General features: G+C 70.2%; 15 protein-coding genes. 14 read left to right on the forward strand and 1 reads right to left on the reverse strand.

Translation table 11 applies throughout. The features are described 5' to 3' along the window. Positions 1-115 precede the first annotated feature (115 nt). The 7 genes from HZZ10_RS06955 (at position 116) to HZZ10_RS06985 (ending at position 7,894) form a co-directional block, all read left to right on the forward strand. On the forward strand, positions 116-814 hold the full coding sequence (locus HZZ10_RS06955; protein ID WP_228087216.1) for a SipW-dependent-type signal peptide-containing protein: 699 nt from the start codon (positions 116-118) through the stop codon (positions 812-814). Next, on the forward strand, positions 811-1,473 hold the full coding sequence (locus HZZ10_RS06960; protein ID WP_179912959.1) for a signal peptidase I: 663 nt from the start codon (positions 811-813) through the stop codon (positions 1,471-1,473). The genes HZZ10_RS06955 and HZZ10_RS06960 overlap by 4 nt, the downstream gene beginning before the upstream one ends. A gap of 100 nt (positions 1,474-1,573) precedes the next feature. Then, the gene (locus HZZ10_RS06965) at positions 1,574-2,521 is read left to right on the forward strand and encodes a hypothetical protein (protein WP_179912960.1); all 948 of its coding nucleotides are present in this window, start codon (positions 1,574-1,576) and stop codon (positions 2,519-2,521) included. After that, on the forward strand, positions 2,518-4,344 hold the full coding sequence (locus tag HZZ10_RS06970) for a choice-of-anchor G family protein (protein ID WP_179912961.1): 1,827 nt from the start codon (positions 2,518-2,520) through the stop codon (positions 4,342-4,344). Before HZZ10_RS06965 ends, HZZ10_RS06970 begins: the two co-directional genes overlap by 4 nt. 590 nt (positions 4,345-4,934) lie before the next feature. Next, entirely contained in the window at positions 4,935-5,510 is a 576-nt protein-coding gene (sigK, locus tag HZZ10_RS06975; protein WP_056132469.1) for an ECF RNA polymerase sigma factor SigK, read from the forward strand. Next, on the forward strand, positions 5,503-6,243 hold the full coding sequence (locus HZZ10_RS06980) for an anti-sigma factor (RefSeq protein ID WP_179912962.1): 741 nt from the start codon (positions 5,503-5,505) through the stop codon (positions 6,241-6,243). The genes sigK and HZZ10_RS06980 overlap by 8 nt, the downstream gene beginning before the upstream one ends. 346 nt (positions 6,244-6,589) lie before the next feature. Next, entirely contained in the window at positions 6,590-7,894 is a 1,305-nt protein-coding gene (locus tag HZZ10_RS06985) for a hypothetical protein (RefSeq protein WP_179912963.1), read from the forward strand. 188 nt (positions 7,895-8,082) lie between these two features. On the opposite strand, the gene HZZ10_RS06990 is transcribed toward HZZ10_RS06985, so the two are convergent. After that, positions 8,083-8,790, reverse strand: a complete 708-nt coding sequence (locus HZZ10_RS06990; protein WP_179912964.1) for a fasciclin domain-containing protein — start codon at positions 8,788-8,790, stop codon at positions 8,083-8,085. A gap of 218 nt (positions 8,791-9,008) precedes the next feature. Between HZZ10_RS06990 and HZZ10_RS06995 the strand changes: the two genes are divergently transcribed. From HZZ10_RS06995 to HZZ10_RS07025, 7 genes are all read left to right on the forward strand, one after another. Then, on the forward strand, positions 9,009-10,982 hold the full coding sequence (locus tag HZZ10_RS06995) for a cytochrome c biogenesis protein CcdA (RefSeq protein WP_179912965.1): 1,974 nt from the start codon (positions 9,009-9,011) through the stop codon (positions 10,980-10,982). A 391-nt stretch (positions 10,983-11,373) separates the two neighbouring features. Then, on the forward strand, positions 11,374-12,072 hold the full coding sequence (locus HZZ10_RS07000) for a GAF and ANTAR domain-containing protein (RefSeq protein WP_179912966.1): 699 nt from the start codon (positions 11,374-11,376) through the stop codon (positions 12,070-12,072). 126 nt (positions 12,073-12,198) lie between these two features. After that, complete coding sequence (locus tag HZZ10_RS07005) at positions 12,199-13,122, forward strand: SDR family oxidoreductase (RefSeq protein WP_179912967.1); 924 nt, start codon at positions 12,199-12,201, stop codon at positions 13,120-13,122. A 111-nt stretch (positions 13,123-13,233) separates the two neighbouring features. Next, the gene (locus tag HZZ10_RS07010; RefSeq protein WP_308507517.1) at positions 13,234-14,496 is read left to right on the forward strand and encodes a zinc-dependent alcohol dehydrogenase; all 1,263 of its coding nucleotides are present in this window, start codon (positions 13,234-13,236) and stop codon (positions 14,494-14,496) included. Beyond that, positions 14,493-15,572, forward strand: coding sequence for an NAD-dependent epimerase/dehydratase family protein (locus tag HZZ10_RS07015; RefSeq protein ID WP_179912968.1), 1,080 nt, complete (start codon positions 14,493-14,495; stop codon positions 15,570-15,572). Before HZZ10_RS07010 ends, HZZ10_RS07015 begins: the two co-directional genes overlap by 4 nt. Positions 15,573-16,969: 1,397 nt before the next feature. After that, complete coding sequence (locus HZZ10_RS07020) at positions 16,970-17,425, forward strand: hypothetical protein (protein WP_179912969.1); 456 nt, start codon at positions 16,970-16,972, stop codon at positions 17,423-17,425. Further along, positions 17,422-17,697 carry a hypothetical protein gene (locus HZZ10_RS07025; RefSeq protein WP_179912970.1) on the forward strand — a complete coding sequence of 92 codons (276 nt, stop codon included), beginning with the start codon at positions 17,422-17,424 and terminating at the stop codon, positions 17,695-17,697. The genes HZZ10_RS07020 and HZZ10_RS07025 overlap by 4 nt, the downstream gene beginning before the upstream one ends. The last annotated feature ends 390 nt before the right edge of the window (positions 17,698-18,087 follow it).

The following is an 18,087-nucleotide window of genomic DNA, read 5'->3' on the forward strand; positions in this document are numbered from 1 at the left end:
TGATCGGCCGGGCCCGACCTAGCGTCGTCTCATGGCTGGCGCACCACGTCGCGCCGCCGCTCTTCCGGTGACCAGGGGGCACCGGAAGAGCACCACACTTCACAAGGGGAGCACCATGACAGGACGGCGTACGGCGAAGGTCTCACGAGGGACGCGTCGGAGCTCGAAGCTCAAGGCGATGCTGGCCGGGGGCGCCGTCCTCGGGCTCGGCGCCACCGTCACCCTGGCAGCCTGGACGGACACCGAGTGGGTCTTCGCCGGCAACGCCGCCGGCAACGGGCCGGGCCTGGGGACCTCGGTCTTCGAGGTCGAGCAGAACGTCACCAACCCGTACACCGAGGCGTCCTTCGTCCAGAACGAGACGAACCCGGGTGGGGCCGTCCAGTTCGGGGTCTCCGCGCTGACGCTCACCCCCGGGGACGCGGTCTACGCACCCGTCGCGCTGCGGACCGTCACCGGGTCGATCGCCGGCACCGTCACGCTGCAGCCCGCTGTCCCGGCGACAGGGATCACCGTCACGGACGCGAACCAGGCGCTGTTCAACGCCCTCACCGTCCGCGTCGCCGTGAGCGCGACGACCACCACCTGCAACGCCGCGGCCTTCACCGCCGGGACGATCATCGCCAACGGCCCGCTCGCCACGACAGGCGCGAGCGCCGGTCAGGCGCTGAGCGCAGCTGGAGGCAACGTGCAGCACTACTGCTTCGAGATCACGCTGCCGGCCAACCCGACGCTCCCCAACGGGACCGCGCTCAGCGCGCTCCAGGGCCGCACCGCGGCGCCCGCCTGGAACTTCTCGGCGGTCTCCGGGTGACCCGCGCGTCCCGTGGGTCGGGACGCGTCCAGCAGGCCTGCCTGAACGTCGCGAGCGTCGTCGGGGCGCTCGCGATCCTCTGGTTCTTGCTCTCCCTCCTCCTCGGCTGGTCCCTCGTCCTGTTCAAGACAGGATCGATGGCACCGACCTACCCGACAGGTGCCGCAGCCCTCGCCGTCCCCGTGGCGGCCGACGAGATCGAGCCCGGGGACGTCGTCACGGTCCCGCGGGCCGCAGGCGGGCTCCCGGTGACCCACCGGGTCGTGTCGGTCGCGGACCCGGGCACCGGAGACGGTGCGCGGGAGCTCGTGCTCAAGGGCGACGACAACGCGACGCAAGACCTCGAGGTCTACACGGTGACCGAGGCGGACAGGGTCGTCGTCGGAGCCCCCTACGTCGGGTACGCCGTGACTCTGCTCGCCCAGCCCAAGACCCTCGCGATCCTCACGACGGTGGTCGCTGCGCTCACCGTGTGGGTCTTCTGGCCGCGCGACGAGGACGACGCAGACGGAGAGCCGGACCAGGCAGAGGACGGTGCGACGCAGAGCGACGGCCTGGCACCAGCTGGCACCACCGTCGGCTCTGCTCCCGGGACGACACGCGCCATGCTGCGCGAGGGACTGCGACCACCGCCGGCGACGCACGAGAGACCGACCTGACCGGCGACCGCAGGCGGGACGCCTGAGGAAGGGGCAGGAGGTGAGCAGGGTGCCAGGGGAGGGGCAGGTCCGTGGACGTGAGAGGACGAAGGCGCGTCGCGTGGCGCTCGCCTCCGTGGGTGCGCTCATGATCGTCCTCGGAGCAGTCCTCGCCGCCCGCGCCGACGTCCTGACCGTCCCGTCGCCGGCTGCGCTCGAGGTGGCGGAGGCCGATCCGGAGCTGCTGGTGTCCTCGGACTGGGGGATCGCCGAGCTGTCCGACCTCAGGCCCGGGCAGCCGGCCTACTGGTTCGTCGATGCCGCGGTCGACGGTGTGGCCGGCGCCAGGCTCACGCTCCAGATCCGCAAGGACGGCGCGCTCATGGAGGTCCCCAACGGCGTGGTCGTCGTGGTCGAGCGCTGCTCGGTCGAGTGGGTCGACGGGCCTGGGGGTCCGTCCTGCGACCTCGGGCGGACCGTAGTCGCCACGGCGACCCCCGACGACGACCTGTCGACGTCCAGCCCGCGGTACTGGTTGGACGCCGTCGACTCCCGGGACCCCTCGTACGTGATGGTCACGCTGTCGATCGAGGACACCCCGGAGAACCGGGCGGACGCGGCCCTCATGGGTCTCACGGGCTCGCTCGGGCTCGGGATCACGGCTGTCGAGGCGATCCCCGGCGAGACCGACCCGCCGACAGAGCCGCCCACCGATCCGCCGACAGTCCCGCCCACCGACCCGCCGACGGACCCGCCGACGAGCGAGCCGACGGGGAACCCGACCGGATCTCCGACGGGCGAGCCGACCGGCGGCCCGTCAGGCTCGCCAGGTGCTCCCGGCGGCCCGGGAGACGGCGGCGGCACCCCACCGGCGGGTGACGGTGGGGGAGACCTCCCCGGTCGAGGGACTGCCGGTCTTCTCCCCACCACCGGCGCGGGCGGCGCTCTGCTCCTCTGGGTCGCCGGGCTGGCGCTCGTCGCCGGCGGGGTGCTCACGACCGCCCACGCGGCAGGGCGCCGCCGACCCGCCGTCGAGGCTGCCGCCCCGGCTCGTGGAGACCGTCGATGACGACCCGGCGCAGGCTCGAGCCTCTCAGCCCAGGCGCGCTCGGCAGGGTGCGCTGGGACGCCGTCCTCGTCTGCCTGCTCGCCTGCGTGCTCGTCGTCGGCGGAGCGCTGCGCGCGGTACCGACCCTCGCGTCGTGGACCGACCAGGAGTGGACGCACGGGACCGTCGGGACCTCGCAGATCCGCTGCGGCACGGACACGAACTTCCGGGCGCAGGCCCAGGCGAAGGCGCTCGGCGGGTCGTTCCTGGGGACCGACCTCGAAGGGCTCGCGGCGGCGCGGGGCATGAGTCTCGTGCGCACCCCGACCACGGCGGCCGTCCCGACCCCGTCGACAGCGACGGACCTCGCACCGAACGACGGCGACCCGACACTCGACACCTACGGCAACCCGCTCGCGGTCACCGGCCTGACCGGGATCACCGGGCTCACCGTCTCGGGTCTGGGCACAGGGCTGCCGATGGGGTCGGCCGGTGCCCTCAACCAGGTCGCCCAGGTGACGACCAAGGGCCGAGCTGCAGCCGCCTCAGGTCTCGTGGACGCGACAGGTGCTGTTCTCGTCGGCGCGTCGACCCCCGCGAACCAGCTCCCGCAGCCGGCCGTCCTGGACCTCTCGTCGGTGTTCTCGGGGATCACGAACGTGACCGCCACGAGGATGTCGGTCGGGGCGACAGGCTCGAACGCGTCCCTGGACTTCTGCTCGTCTCTCCTCGACGACCTCTGGGGCCCCGGGACTGTCACCGGGATCACCCGCAGCTACGGCGTGGCGGGCCTCGGCTTGCAGATCGACAGCCCGACGGTCGCGGCGCTCGTGACCGACGTCAACGCGACGGTCACCTCGCTCGGGACGGCAGTGACGGCCCTCGGCGGGGCGAACGGGCAGGTGGCCGTCGCGATCACCAACGGCGTGCAGAACGCCTCGAACTCTGTCGTCACCGGGCTCACCGCGGCTCGGACCTCGAGCACGGTGACGGTGTCGACGCCAAACTTCACCACGGCACTGGGGGCGCTGCGCACCACCCCGCTGACGGACGGGAAGGTGACTGTCGACCTCGTGAACGGTCGGGTGACGGTCAACCTCGCGACGCTCCTCGGCAGTGACGCGGCGGGGTTGAACGGATTGGCGCCGAACTCCTCGCTCCAGCTGAGCAGCGCGGCTGTCGCGTCGATCGGCACGCGGGTCGACGCCCTCGTCCAGACCTGGTCGAACCAGGTCTCCGCGGCCCTGCTCACGGCAGTCCGGGCGGTGACGGTGACCTCTGACGTGACCGTGGCCTCCAGGACCGCGGGGCTGCTCGACGTGACCTCGACCCGCTCGCAGCACGTCGGGACCATCGGCGCCTATCTCGACCGGAGTGCTGTCTTCACCCCTGTCGTGACCGAGACGGGGCTGGCGGGTGTCCTGAACCCGATCCTGTCAGCTCTCATGCCAGGCCTGACCGTGAACTCCTACGCGACCAGGATGAGAGCCGCCCTCCCGGCTGCTCTCCTGACAGCGATGAACAGCGCGCTCACGGCCCAACCTGTCGGGCAGGTCACGACGCTCGGCACCACGCTGACGACCCGGCGGGGCACCCTGGTCACTGCGGTCCAGGCTGTGGCGAACCGTATGCCAGGCGCCCTGGCGATCTCCGTGAACGTCCAGCCCGACGTCGCCGGTGCGCCGCCGGGGACCGTGCCGGTGCCTGGCGCGCTGCCGTACACGAGCCCGACCTACTCGGTCACTGCGCTGAGGATCGGTGTGGTCTCGGCGACCGCCCCGACAGGCTTCGCCTATCTCTCGTGGGCGCGGTCGACCGTCGGCCCCGTCGTGCAGGTGCGATGATCTCGCGCAGACGACCCTTGCGCGCCTCGACGAACCTGTGCTAAGTTCTACGAAGTCGGGTCAGCCCGACGATCCTTGCAGGTGCCGTTCAACTGGCACGCAGGAATCACACTTCGGTTCGATGCGCGGTGCCAACACCCGCCCAACGACCCGGTTCGGCACATGGTTGCGTATGTCGGTTGGCTACGGACAACATGTGAACCGAAGGCACCACACGATGGCTCCCAAGCTTGCCGGGAGCGGTTCAAGCTCAGGGATGAGAACAAATGCCTGAGCAGGCGATGTGGTAACAGCTGTTGGTCTCATGACATAGAGAAGCGGCCTGCCCCAGTAACACGGGGGCGGGCCGCTGCTGTCTGTGCGGACGTACCGTGCCGGTCCGGCCACGGTCGCCAGGCTGTGCACGTGATCGCCGGGAGCCCTCCCGACCGTGCCGCGCGAGGCGTGGTCACGGATGTCGCACGGGTCTGCGTCACAGTTCGGCAACTCTGACCCATCCGGGCGTGCGAGGGCTCCGAACCTCTGATATCCCCGGCGTCGCCGGGGTGTCCAGATCGAACGAATCCCAGGACGTGAGGCAGACTGAGCGGGTGCCAAACCCGAGGACGAGTCAACCCGATGCGATCGACGCAGCGCTGAGCGCGTGCGCCGACGGCAACCCGGAGCTGTTCGCCCCCGTCTACGACTCGCTTGCGCCTGCAGCCTACGGAACGGCTCTCGGTGTGCTCCGTGACCCGGATCATGCCGCAGAGGTGGCCCAGGAGGTGATGGTCGAGGTGTGGCAGACAGCCGCACGGTTCGACCCCGCCCGTGGGTCCGCCCGTACCTGGGTGGTCACCCTCGCGCGACGCAGAGCTGTCGACAGGGTCCGTTCAGAGCAAGCCCGACGACACCGTGACCAGAAGGACACGGACGAGAAGGGCGCAGGAGGTGAGTACGACATGGTTGCCGAGCACGTGGAGCAGCGGCTCGAGGCCGCAGGCGTCCGCAGGTGTCTGGGGTCTCTGACCGACACCCAGCGTGATGCCGTCATGCGTGCCTACTACGGCGACCGTACGTACCGCGAGGTAGCCGAGGACCTCGGTGCCTCCCTGCCGACCGTCAAGAGCCGCATCCGCGACGGGCTCATCCGGCTTCGTAACTGCTTGGGGGTGGACCATGCCTGACACAGACGACCAGACCCCCGAAGGCCCTCGGGACCTCATCGCCCCGTACGTCTTCGACCATGTCGACGACCTCGAGCGACGCCAGGTCGAGCGGCTCGTCGCCGCCGACCCCGACGCACGCCGGGAGCTCGACGAGTTCCGTGAGGTCGTCGCGGCCTTCACCGTCGACACCGCACCTCCGGCGTCGATGCGCAGCCAGGTGCTCGCGTCGATCGCGCAGCCGGCGGCGGCACCCGTACGCCTCGCCGAGAAGCGGCACAAGCCGTCCGCCGCAGGACGCCCGTCTGCAGCGCGTCGTCGATGGGTCACCCTCGGCGTCGCCGCAGCCGTGGCTGCGGGGATCGCTGTCCCGACGAGCATCGCCGTGCAGTCGCACTCCCAGCAGCAGCAGCTGCAGGCCGAGGCTGACGTCGTCGCGCAGATGGTCGCCGACCCGACCTCCCGCGTCCTGCGGGCCGAGGTCGAGGGAGGTGGCGAGGTCAGTGCTCTGGTCTCGGCCGACCGCGTGTTCCTCTCCACCTCGGAGATGGCCGACGCCGACGCCGACAGCGACTACCAGCTCTGGGTCATCGACGGGGAGCAGATCAGCTCGCTCGGTCTGATGCACCCCGAAGACGGCTCGACCTCGGCCCTCGTCGAGGCCGGTTCAGGTTCGACGCTGGCTGTCACCGTCGAACCCCGGGGCGGCTCGGAGCAGCCGACCACGGACCCGATCGTCGCCGTCGAGATCTGACGCGACCCGCACACCGCGTGCCGCCCAGCAGGGCGGCACGACGGCTCCTCGCAGAGGCGGGCGACCACTCCGGTCGCCCGCCTCTGCCGTGCGTCCCGCCGGGACGGAGCCTGTGCCTGGCCGTGCCCGGGCTCGGTGGTCGACGACGCACCACGGCCAGGCAGTGGACTCGGCCCGTCCGAGACCGGCCCCTGCGGGCAGGGGACACCTGGTCGAGGAGCAGCGCGGCGTAGAGCCGTGAGAGCGGGTCCGCCGCCTCCGACATCGGCGCTGCTACCGTGTGGTCTCGAGCCGCGTGCCTGCGTGGCCGCTCACGCCGTGCACCGACGACACCGGAGGACTGGCCATGGCCGAGGCCCCAGTCACGACCGCTCTGGCCCGGCATGTCGGGCTCGGTGCGGCGACACACTTCACCGCCAAGGTGTCGCGCTACGCGAGCTGGCCGAACCTGATCAGAGGTATCTCCGCGATGCCGGCGACCCCTGACCTCGAGGCCGCTGCGCTGGCCCTGATCGACGACCCGAGCATGGCCAACGACCTCGGCCTGGTCTCGTCGCCTGCCGCGGGGACGGACCGCACCCTTGCGAGGGCGGTTGCCGTCCTGAGCGTGGGTACGACGACCCTGGGGCTGCTGACCCTGGCCGCTCGTGCGGACGTCGGGGTGGTGGACCGGGTCGCTGGCATGGTCGGCGGAGTGAGCTGGGACGAGACGCACCTGGAGATGATCCGTCGCGGCGCCGCCAGGCACGCAGCAGCTGACCGGCCCACGGCGGGTGCGCCGGCTCCACAGGCGGCGCACCCGGACGCACCGCAGCGGGTCTCCGAGGTCAAGGCCTGGCTGGGCACGCACGGTGGCGTCGACGTGAGCGTCCTGGCTCCGTACGACAAGCAGAAGGCGACAGCCCGCACTGCAGCCATCCGTGCCCTGGGCGAGATCGCCACACCGCAGGCCTTGGAGGTGCTCGGGCAGTACGCGTCCGACAGCTATCCGGACAAGGTCCTCGACGAGCTGCACACGGCCTGGGGACGGTTCGACCGGCGCGCCTTCGCGGCAGCGATGTTCCGACAGGCTCCGTGGCGTCTCGATCTCGGGTTCGCCTCGTCCGTCGAGGGCATCGGCGCGGTGAGCGGTCTGACCAGCCTCAAGGTGGGGTTCAGCGGTCCGGCGGACCTGTCACCGCTGGCCGAGTGCACCGGTCTGACGACACTCTGGGTCGCCTCGCCGTACGAGCCCGGCCTGCTCAGCGTGGCTCCGCTGCTCGGCCTGACCGAGCTATCTGAGCTGCACCTGACCGAGAAGACGCACGACGCCGATCTCACGGCGCTGGCAGCTCTCCCGGTACGACGACTACGTCTCGACCTGGACGGGGCCGACTGCTCGTTCCTGCTGGAGATGCCTCGGCTCGAACGGCTCCTGCTCACTGGAGCCGTGCCCGGCACCGCGACCTACGACGTCGTCGTCGCGCTCGTCCAGAAGGGTGTCCGGGTCGTGGTCTACCAGCACGAGACCGAGTGGGTCACCGGGCTGCGAGAGCGCGCCGAGCGGGAGACCGGTGTCTTCCTCGTCGAGGCGCATGGCCGCATCGGGCTCGTCGGCGACGAGTCGGAGATCGGCCCGTTCGAGCGGTCCCTGGGTGTCTTCCTGGCCTGACCTGCAGCCCGCGGTGACGGCAGGGCACGCGGGGGACTCCGTCCGCGCTCGCGTCCAGGCACAGCAGAAGCGCCGGGGCACAGCAGGAGCGCTCGGGCACAGCAGAAGGGCCCGCTCCCCGGGCGGGGGGAGCGGGCCCTTCTGGTGCGCTGACGCCGTGCCGGTGCCGTGAGGCACCTACGTCAGGGTCACATCGTCGGCATCAGGACCGAGTCGACGAGGTAGACGGTCGCGTTGGCGGTGACGACTCCACCGCAGATGACGTTGGCGTCGTTGACCATGAGCTCGTCACCGGAACCGGTGACGTTGACCATGCCGCCCTCGACGGTCTCGTGCTCACCGACGATCTGGTCCGGGGTCAGCTGGCCGGGGACCACGTGGTACGTGAGGATCTTGGTGAGGGTGTCGGCGTCGGTCTTCAGGCCCTCGATGGTGGCGGGGTCGATCTTGGCGAAGGCGTCGTCGACAGGTGCGAAGACCGTGAAGTCACCACCGTTGAGGGTGTCGACGAGGTTGACGTCCGGGTTCAGCTCGCCGCTGACCGCTGCGGTGAGCGTGGTCAGGAGCGGGTTGTTCGAGGCGGCCACGGCGACGGGGTCGGTCGACATGCCGGTCACGGAACCAGCGCCGTCCGGGACAGCCTCGGCGTAGGCGGCGCAGCCGGGGCCGACGAGGTTGGCGGCCGGGTCCATCATGGCGCCGTCGGTGGCGTCTTCGGTCGCGTCGTCCGTCATGGCGTCCGTGGTGGGGTCGTCGGTCATGGCCGGCGCCTCGGTCGTGGCGTTGACCGACGCGCTGTCGTCAGCGGTGTCGTCGGACGAACATGCCGACAGTCCGAAGAGGGCGAGGACTGCGACGCTGGTGACTGCGTAGGACTTGCGGGTAAGAACGTTCATCGGTCTCTCCTCAGCTCTGCCGCCCCACGTCTGCGGGGCGTCTCACGATCAGTTCGGAGCCGCCGTGACGCTGGATGGGTGTGGACGAGAATCTTTTTTCTCGGCCTCCCTCTCCGGGGCGACTCACGGACAGTTCGGAGCCGGTGGCGGGTCCGGATGGGTGGGACCTGAATATTTCTCAGACCCATCCGGGCGGCCTCTGAGAACGAACCGCTGCCATGGAAACGCTCATTCTCATCGGGCTCATCGGTGGCCTCATCACCGGTATCTCACCGTGCATCCTTCCGATGCTCCCGGTGATCTTCTTCGCAGGAGGTATCCAGGGCGCTCGTCCTGGCTCTCCGGGCGAAGGCACAGACGGAGCATCGGCACCCGCCGAGGGCACGTCGGCCAGCTCTACGCCCACCTCGTCCCTCTTCGCCGGGGCGCCGGGGGCCGTCACCATCAACAGTCGCGGCACCGTCGCCGTGGCAGACCGGCCCAAGGCGGGTGCCGGCGACTCTGTCGGCATCGGCAAGGGCAAGGGCACGAGCGGCAAGCCTGCTGACGGCAAGCCCGCCAAGGAGGTCTCCGCACGCCGGAAGTCTCTGCGCCCCTACCTCGTCATCGCCGGCCTCGTGCTGAGCTTCTCCTTCTTCACCCTCCTCGGTTCTCTGATCCTCAACGCGCTCGGTCTCCCTCAGGACCTGCTGCGCTGGGTCGGGCTCTCGCTGCTGGCCATCATCGGTATCGGGATGATCGTGCCGCGCCTCGAGGAGGTCATCGAACGACCGTTCCAACGCATCGCAGCACTGGGTGCACGGCGCGGTTCGGCGCGACAGGACCGCGGGGCCTTTCTCCTCGGCCTGGGCCTCGGGGTCCTGTACGTGCCGTGTGCTGGTCCGGTCCTCGCGGCGATCACCGTCGCCGGTGCGACCGGGAACATCGGGGCTGACACCGTCGCCCTGACGGTCTCCTTCGCGGTGGGCGCGGCCATCCCGCTGCTGATCTTCGCGCTGGCCGGCCGCAGGGTCGCCGAGCGCGTCGGTGCCTTCAAGCGCCACACCAAGGGCATCCGCATCTTCGGCGGCGTGACCATGATCCTGCTGGCGATCGGTCTGGCCTTCAACCTCCCGCAGTACCTGCAGCGCGCACTCCCCGACTACACGGGTTCGCTGCAGTCCCAGATCAACGAGTCGGGCACCGTGCAGGAGGCCCTCGACCTCGGTGGCATCGTCACCGACGAGAACCGTGAGCTGTCCAACTGCTCCAACGGCGCGTCCGAGCTCGAGAGCTGTGGCCCCGCGCCCCAGCTGAGCGGCATCAACAACTGGTTCAACACGCCCGGTGACGAGGCGCTGAACCTCTCCGACCTCAAGCAGGAGGGCAAGGTCGTCCTCGTCGACTTCTGGGCCTACTCCTGCATCAACTGCCAGCGTGCGATCCCGCACGTGAACGCCTGGTACGACCAGTACAAGGACGTCGGCAAGGGCTTCGAGGTCATCGGTGTCCACACCCCGGAGTTCGCCTTCGAGCGGGAGACCCGCAACGTGGTCGCCGGTGCCGAGCAGCTTGGCGTGACGTACCCGGTCGCCCAGGACAACGCGTACTCGACCTGGACCAAGTACCGCAACCGTTACTGGCCCGCGCAGTACCTCATCGACTCTGATGGCACGGTCCGCCACATCCGCTTCGGCGAGGGTGGCTACGAGAACACCGAGAAGCTGGTCCGTGAGCTCCTCGAGCAGGCCAACCCCGGTGTCGAGCTGCCGCCCGAGACCTCGGTCGACGACGGCACCCCGCAGGACAAGACGACTCCCGAGACGTACTTCTCCTCGACGAAGGTCGTCAACTACTCCGGCGAGCAGGACTACAAGACCGGCGAGTTCACGGTCAACCCTGACCAGCCGAAGGACACCTTCTCCCTCGGTGGCTCGTGGACCCTCGACCCCCAGGGCGCCACGGCAGCCGCGGACGGCGCGGCGGTCCAGCTCGCCTACTCGGGAACCAACGTCTTCACCGTCCTCGGCGGAGAAGGCACCGTGAAGGCCACGATCAAGGACGCCGACGGCAAGACCGTCGACACCAAGGAGATCGAGGTCTCGGGCAACCCGAACCTCTACCCGGTCCTCGAGGGTGATGCTGCGACGACAGGCACCGTCGAGCTGGAGCTCCCGAAGGACGTCCAGATCTTCACCGCCACCTTCGGGTGACCGACTGGTCGCCGCCCCTGACAGGGGCGGCGACCCCCACGAACCGGCGCGCGACCGGCGAGACCCCACCCCCTCCGGGTCTCGCTGGTCGGGCGCCTCGTGCGTTCCCGGGGCGGGCACGCAGGTGCGGCAGGAGGGGCCAGAGCAGGCAAGGTCGGGCGGGGCGGCTCCTTCGTGGCCGGCCGCCTGCCGTCGTCCACAGGGCTGGGAGACCCGCGACCAGGCCCAGGCGTAGTGTGACGCACAAGACGGTGCTCGGGCCGCCTGCAGGAGCCGGACGCCCGCATGCGGGCAAGACCCGCGACCGTCGTCGTCCACCACCTCCAGCCGGCGCGCAGTACGCCTCGCACAGACCGCTCACGACAGGTACGCCAGCACGAGGGAGCAGCAGATGGTCAACGACGTCAGCGTGCTCGCCGAGCTTGCCCTGTACGTCGCCCGCCTGCCGCCCGAGAACCCGCTCGCGCTGCGGCTGTGCAGCGCCGGGGCGACCCTGCTCGGCGCGAGCGGAGGGTCGGTGACGCTCACCTCGACTCCGGGGGCCCCCTTCGTCCTGGCGACGACGGACCGTGTCGCGGAACGGGTGGAGTCTCTCCAGGAGGTCCTCGGGGCCGGGCCGCGCGTCGAGGCGCAGCGGACGGCCAGACCGGCGACGCTCGTCGTCGGGGACGCCCCTGATGCGCCGTCCTCGCTCGCGCAAGAGCTCCGGGCTGCGGTCGGCCCGCTCCGTGTCACCTCTTTCCCGATGCTCGTCGCCGGGGCGGTCCTCGGTGTGCTGAGCGTCCACACGCCGTCCGAGGCCAGGCTCACGCGGGAGGACGACGAGGCCCTCGTGGTCGCCTCGATCATCGGGGGAGCGCTGCTGCGCGACGTCGACGACGAGTCCTCGACGATGCTCAGCGGCTGGCCTGCCCGGGCCCGGGTGCACCAGGCCACGGGCATGGTGATCGCCCAGCTGCGCGTGAGCCCGGACGATGCGCTCACGCTGATCCGGGCGCACGCCTACGCCCAGGGCACCACCGTCGCCGCTGTGGTCTCCGACCTCCTCGACGGACGTCTCGTGCTGGGCCCGGGCGACGCCTCGACGTGAGACTGGACGCGACGAGGCACCTGAGCGCCGCGACCTCGGGAGTGGTCCACAGACCTCCCGGATGCGTGAGCGGCCTGCCGACCGCACAGTGGGAAGACCCCATCACGACCTTGGAGGTCCATCCACATGACTTCTGCGAGCACCCACTCGTCGGGCACGAACGACCAGCTGACCTTCCAGGACCCGGTCTCGAGGTTCGAGGCCATCGAGCCGCCGGCCGAGAAGAAGCCGGAACCGGGTCTCGACTCCGATCTCACCCCGGAGGCAGACCTCGGCGAGCACTCCTACCGCGGCACAGGCCGTCTGGAGGGCCGCAAGGCACTCATCACCGGAGGTGACTCCGGCATCGGGGCGGCCACGGCCATCGCCTTCGCCCGTGAGGGCGCTGACGTCGCGATCGCGTACCTGCCGGTCGAGGAGAGCGACGCCGAGAACATCGTCCGCATCATCGAGGAGGCCGGCCGCACAGCCGTCGCGCTGCCCGGGGACCTCATGGACCCCGAGTACACCGCAGGCCTGGTCCAGGCTGCCGTTGACGGGCTCGGCGGGCTGGACATCCTCGTCAACAACGCCGGCAAGCAGATGGCCGTCGAGTCGATCGAGGACCTCACGGACGAGCAGATCACCCAGACCTTCACGATCAACATCGAGGCGATGATCCGCATCTCGCGTGACGCCGCCAAGGTGCTGCCCGCGGGGTCGGCGATCATCAACACGACGTCGATCCAGGCGTACAACCCCTCGCCGAACCTCATCGACTACGCGTCGACGAAGGCTGCGATCAACAACTTCACCAAGGGGCTGGCCCAGCAGCTCGCCCCGAAGGGCATCCGCGTCAACGCTGTCGCCCCCGGGCCGATCTGGACGCCGCTCCAGCCGACGGGCGGTCAGCCGGCCGACGCGCTCCCCGAGTTCGGGCAGCAGACGCCCCTGGGTCGTGCCGGTCAGCCGACCGAGCTCGCCCCCGCGTACGTGTTCCTCGCCTCGCCCGAATCGAGCTACGTGCTCGGCGAGACGCTCAACGTCAACGGCGGCACGCCCGCCCCGTGACACTCCAGGCCCCCGGGCCCGTGCTGGACGCACGAGCCCGGGGGCCTCGCCGTACCTATCCGCTGCACCACCCGGACCACCGGGCCGTCTGGATCACCCGAGGAGCACACAGTGCGCGCACTCACCTGGCAGGGACGCGAGAACGTCAGCGTCGAGACCGTCCCCGACCCCACCATCGTCGAGGCGACCGACGCCGTCATCCGGGTCACCTCGACCGCCATCTGCGGGTCTGACCTCCACCTCTACAGCGTCCTCGGCGCCTTCATCGACCCCGGTGACATCCTCGGCCACGAGCCGATGGGCATCGTCGAGGCCGTCGGTCCCGAGGTCACGCACATCGCCCCGGGGGATCGCGTCGTCGTCCCCTTCAACGTCTCGTGCGGGCGCTGCTGGATGTGCACGCGCGGCCTGCAGTCCCAGTGCGAGACCACCCAGGTGCGCTCCCAGGACAAGGGTGCCGCGCTGCTCGGCTACACCAAGCTCTACGGCCAGGTCGCCGGCGGTCAGGCCGAGTACCTGCGCGTCCCGCAGGCCCACTACGGACCGATCAAGGTGCCCGACGACGGTGCTCCTGACGAGAAGTACCTCTACCTCTCCGACGTGGTGCCCACCGCCTGGCAGGCCGTGGAGTACGCGCAGGTCCCCGTCGGCGGGTCGGTGACGGTCCTGGGTCTCGGGCCGATCGGCCAGATGTCCGCGCGCATCGCCCGGCACCGCGGGGCCGGGCAGGTCATCGGGGTCGACCTCGTCCCCGAGCGTCTGGCCATGGCACGCCGGCACGGGATCGACGTGATCGACCTGCGCGAGGTCGACTCGGTCCCGGAGGCCGTCAAGGCGCTCACCCACGGTCGCGGGACCGACTCGGTCATCGACGCCGTCGGGATGGAGGCGCACGGCTCGCCTGTCGGCAAGGCCGCGCAGATCGGTGCGGGGATGCTCCCCGACGCGCTCGCCCGCCCGATGATCGAGAAGGCCGGGATCGACAGGCTGGCTGCCCTGCACACGGCGATCTCGACGGTCCGCCGCGGCGGCACCGTGTCGATCTCAGGCGTGTACGGGGGCGCGATCGACCCGATGCCCCTCATGGAGATGTTCGACAAGCAGGTCACGCTGCGGATGGGGCAGGCGAACGTCCACCGCTGGACCGACCAGCTGCTCCCGCTCGTCTCGGACGACACCGACCCGCTCGGCGTCCTGGACCTGCGCACCCACAGGGTCGCCCTCGAAGACGCCCCCGCCGCCTACTCGACCTTCCAGAAGAAGGAGGACGGCTGCATCAAGGTCGTCCTCGACCCGACGCTCCCGGTTACCGCTGCCCGTGAGGCAACGCAAACGGCTGAGGCCCACGACGCCCCCGCAGGACGACACGCGTGAGGGTCGTGGTCGTCGGCGCGAGCGGCAACGCAGGGACGGGGCTGCTCCGCGCCCTGCACGCAGCGCCTGAGGTGACGTCGGTCGTCGGGGTGTCGCGTCGGCGCCCCGACCTCGACGTCGAGCCCTTCCGCGGGGTCGAGTGGTTCCAGCGGGACGTTGCCCTCGAGGACCTCACGCGGGACGGCTCCAGGGAACGGGTGCTCGTCGACGACCTCGCGCAGGTCTTCGCCGGGGCTGACGCCGTGGTGCACCTCGCGTGGCTGATCCAGCCGAACCGGGACCGCGAGCTCTTGCGGCGCACCAACGTCGAGGGCACCCGGCACGTGGCCCTCGCCGCCGCTGCGGCCGGGGTGCCCCACCTCGTGGTCGCGTCCTCGGTCGGTGCGTACTCACCGGTCGACGACGACAGCCCGCGCGACGAGTCGTGGTCCACGGGTGGCATCCCGACGTCGCACTACAGCGTGGACAAAGCAGCGCAGGAGCGGGTGCTCGACGACGTCGAGGCGGCCCACCCGGAGATGGTCGTCACGCGGCTGCGCCCGGCGTTGATCTTCCAGCCCGACGCCGGGGCCGAGATCGCCCGCTACTTCCTCGGGCCCCTCGTGCCCCGCTCGGTCCTGCGGCCCGGGGTGCTGCCGCTCGTCCCGCTGCCGACGGGGCTGCGTCTGCAGGTGGTCCACGCCGACGACGTGGGCCGGGCCTACCTCGCGGCGGTCCTGCACCGCGACGCCGCGCGGGGTGCCTTCAACATCGCGCACGACCAGGTGCTGCGGGCTGACGAGCTCGCGAGCATCCTCGACCACGGCAGGTCGGTCGGTGTGCCCCCGGCCGTGCTGCGCAGGCTCGTCTCGATCGCCTACGACCTGCGCCTGATCCCCACAGACCCCGGGTGGCTGGACATGGCGATGGGCGCACCGCTCATGAGCACAGACCGGGCGCGCAGCCTCCTCGGGTGGGAGCCGCAGCACAGTGCTGCGGACACCCTCGAAGACCTGCTGCACGGTCTGGCGTCTATGGAGGGGCTTGCCAGCCCGCCGATGCAGGCGACGAGGACCTCCGCGCGAGGCCAGACCTGAGGGCACGAGCAGGCTGCGGCGGTGGGTAGACCGACGAGGTCTAGGGCCCGACGTCTGCGCATCCGGTTGCTGGCACCCTCCTCGAGGTGCCCGCAGGCTCACTCCACGCCGTCAGCCCCGTCGCGATTCTCACCATCGACTTCGACGGCGGTCCGGCCCGCTGAACGGGCCGGACCACCGCAACGTGCGAAGACTCTCCACCTGGCCCTGTCAGCTCGTGTGGGGCTGACTAGGACCGGCGTTCACCAGGCCCCAGGTGAGCGCTGGGGCCTTCTCATCTCCTGGTGACCAACGAGCTCATCGTGACTCCCTTCTGCGGTCTGCCGACCGAGAACGGGCGCGACCGCAGAACCGAAGCACCTACGCCAGGGCGTAGGCTAGTCACGACCGGCAAAGTCATGACGCCTCCGATGAAGCGACCGAGAGCCATTCTCGGACCTCCGTCGGAGGCGTTCTCTAGTTAATACCCTGAGGCATATGAATGTCCAGCGGTGTCGTGAATTGGCACCCACTCAACCCTCTTCCACGCTTCGCCCCGAGGTCCGCCGGGCGCTCAGGCAGGTGCGCACACCGCTGAACGGCGTGCGCCGCCGCCTCGCGCGAACCGGCCGAGACCCTCAGGAAAACGCCTCTGACCTGCGAGGATGCTCCTGTTCGTGTCGCCTGGACCGTGTGGCAAGTTTCGTGCTGACTCTCTAAGTCGGCACGTAACCAGGTGGGCAACTTAGTTCACGTCTCGTTATCCACCACGGCTCAAATCTCCGTAACCGTCATATCGTCGAAACGTCTTTGGATCAAAACTTGCGTGCCCGAATAACTCCGGCTCAGTTTTCACGCATGAACACTTCTCGAATATTTCTCCAACGCGGATCGTGGACAAGTTTTCAACACTGGCTTCCAACACGTCGACAAGTTCGGTCGGTCTCGTGTTGAGCTACGGATCATCTACGCGACGTCGCGCCTACCGCCCTGGCAGTCCATCGCAGCGACTCGCCTCCGGCTCCTAGCTGCTCAACGCACCCGGGCGTAGGCCAAGACAGGGCGACCACCACGGTGGCACCGCGCCCAGGGCGCAGCACCACGAGCTGAGCGCCTCCGGCGCCCTCTTCCCGATCAACGCACCGGCACATCATCGTGTCGGTGCGTTCGGCGTCTCACCAGGCCGGTACACCCCTGCGCACCCCAGACAACCCGACCCCCGCCGGCAGTGGGGGAGAGGGCACAGGACGGTGCTCCGCACCAAGAGTCCCCGACTCGAGCTCGAAGTGCCGGCGGTGGTCGGGTGGCTCTGGGGCCCCTCGCTCCGGGGGGTACCTCGTGCGTACCGGTGAGGCCCGAAGAACAGGGCACTCACCGGCCGACCGAACCGACGAGGACCAACCCGCGAGGAGCACCACATGAACACCACGACCGAGATCCAGGACACCGACACCCAGACGTTCTGCGACGACTGCACCGGGGCGATGACCCCCGACGACGCGGGGGAGTGGATCACCTGCCCCAACGCCCGTGACACCTGCATCGACTGCTGCCCGTGCTGCGGCACCGGACTCTTCTTCGAGTTCGGCGGCCGCGTCTTCCCCGCCGTGGCCACCGGCGCCCCCTGGAACGGGTTCGTGACACCGATCGTCACGCGGGCGATCGCCGCGGCCGTCGCTGACTTCATGGACGAGGAGGGGGCGCTGGCGACCATGACGTTCGAGGGCCAGACCCTCGTCGTGCGCGACCTCGAGGGCAACCAGGCCGACGAGCACCTGACCCCCACCCCCGGCGGGCACTACGACCTCGGCCGCCTGGGCTTCGCGTTCTCCCGCGACAACGGCCCGGCCGACTACGACCAGGTGGACCGATGAGCCCGCGCGCGATCGCAGACAGCCCCGACCTGCTCGACTTCCTCGCGGAGGTCGAGCAGGCCACCGCGGCCCCGGCCGTGCACTGCATCCTGCCGAACATGTCGATCGCCTGCGGAGAAGACCTCATCGCCCTCTGCCGGCGCCGACGCGGTGACCGCGCCCGGCGCACCACGACCACCACCACCGAAACCACGTGCCCGGACTGCCTGGCCGTGGGAGACCTACGGGCGATCTCCCGGGCGATGAACGGGCAACAGGCCGGGGTGAAGTAACTCCATGAACCGCGCCCGTGCGCTAGCGTCGAACCCCGACGCCCCTCCCAGGAATGCCCTGCCCCCTGCGGCAGACCCGGGAGGGGCGTCGTCGTCACCGCACGTCGCCGGCGCGACTTGCGAGGGGGACATACCCCCTCGCGCTCCCCCGACCGTGGTCGCCCTGAGACGCCCCTCGCACACCTGTGGACGGCCCGAGCTCCGACGCTTCGCAACTCCACCCGCCCACAGGGGCGCGACGGGACCCACAAGTAGCCCGCACACCGGCTACCGCCCGTGCACGGTCATCACGTCGAGGGCCAAGGCTCACCGGTGCCAGGGTGACGCAGCTCGGTACGCACGTCCTCACGCGAGAGCCACGTCATCCGCGTCTGTGGGTCCCGGGCGCTA

It is taken from the genome of Sanguibacter inulinus (genome assembly GCF_013415325.1).
Classification (GTDB): Bacteria; Actinomycetota; Actinomycetes; order Actinomycetales; family Cellulomonadaceae; genus Sanguibacter; species Sanguibacter inulinus.

Bases quoted from the DNA above. Each gene is read 5' to 3' on its own strand.
- HZZ10_RS06985 (WP_179912963.1), top strand. From the start codon at position 6,590: ATGGCCGAGGCCCCAGTCACGACCGCTCTGGCCCGGCATGTCGGGCTC.
- HZZ10_RS06995 (WP_179912965.1), top strand. From the start codon at position 9,009: ATGGAAACGCTCATTCTCATCGGGCTCATCGGTGGCCTCATCACCGGT.
- HZZ10_RS07005 (WP_179912967.1), top strand. From the start codon at position 12,199: ATGACTTCTGCGAGCACCCACTCGTCGGGCACGAACGACCAGCTGACC.
- HZZ10_RS07000 (WP_179912966.1), top strand. From the start codon at position 11,374: ATGGTCAACGACGTCAGCGTGCTCGCCGAGCTTGCCCTGTACGTCGCC.
- HZZ10_RS06980 (WP_179912962.1), top strand. From the start codon at position 5,503: ATGCCTGACACAGACGACCAGACCCCCGAAGGCCCTCGGGACCTCATC.
- HZZ10_RS07025 (WP_179912970.1), top strand. From the start codon at position 17,422: ATGAGCCCGCGCGCGATCGCAGACAGCCCCGACCTGCTCGACTTCCTC.
- HZZ10_RS06990 (WP_179912964.1), bottom strand. From the start codon at position 8,790: ATGAACGTTCTTACCCGCAAGTCCTACGCAGTCACCAGCGTCGCAGTC.
- HZZ10_RS07020 (WP_179912969.1), top strand. From the start codon at position 16,970: ATGAACACCACGACCGAGATCCAGGACACCGACACCCAGACGTTCTGC.
- HZZ10_RS06970 (WP_179912961.1), top strand. From the start codon at position 2,518: ATGACGACCCGGCGCAGGCTCGAGCCTCTCAGCCCAGGCGCGCTCGGC.
- HZZ10_RS06955 (WP_228087216.1), top strand. From the start codon at position 116: ATGACAGGACGGCGTACGGCGAAGGTCTCACGAGGGACGCGTCGGAGC.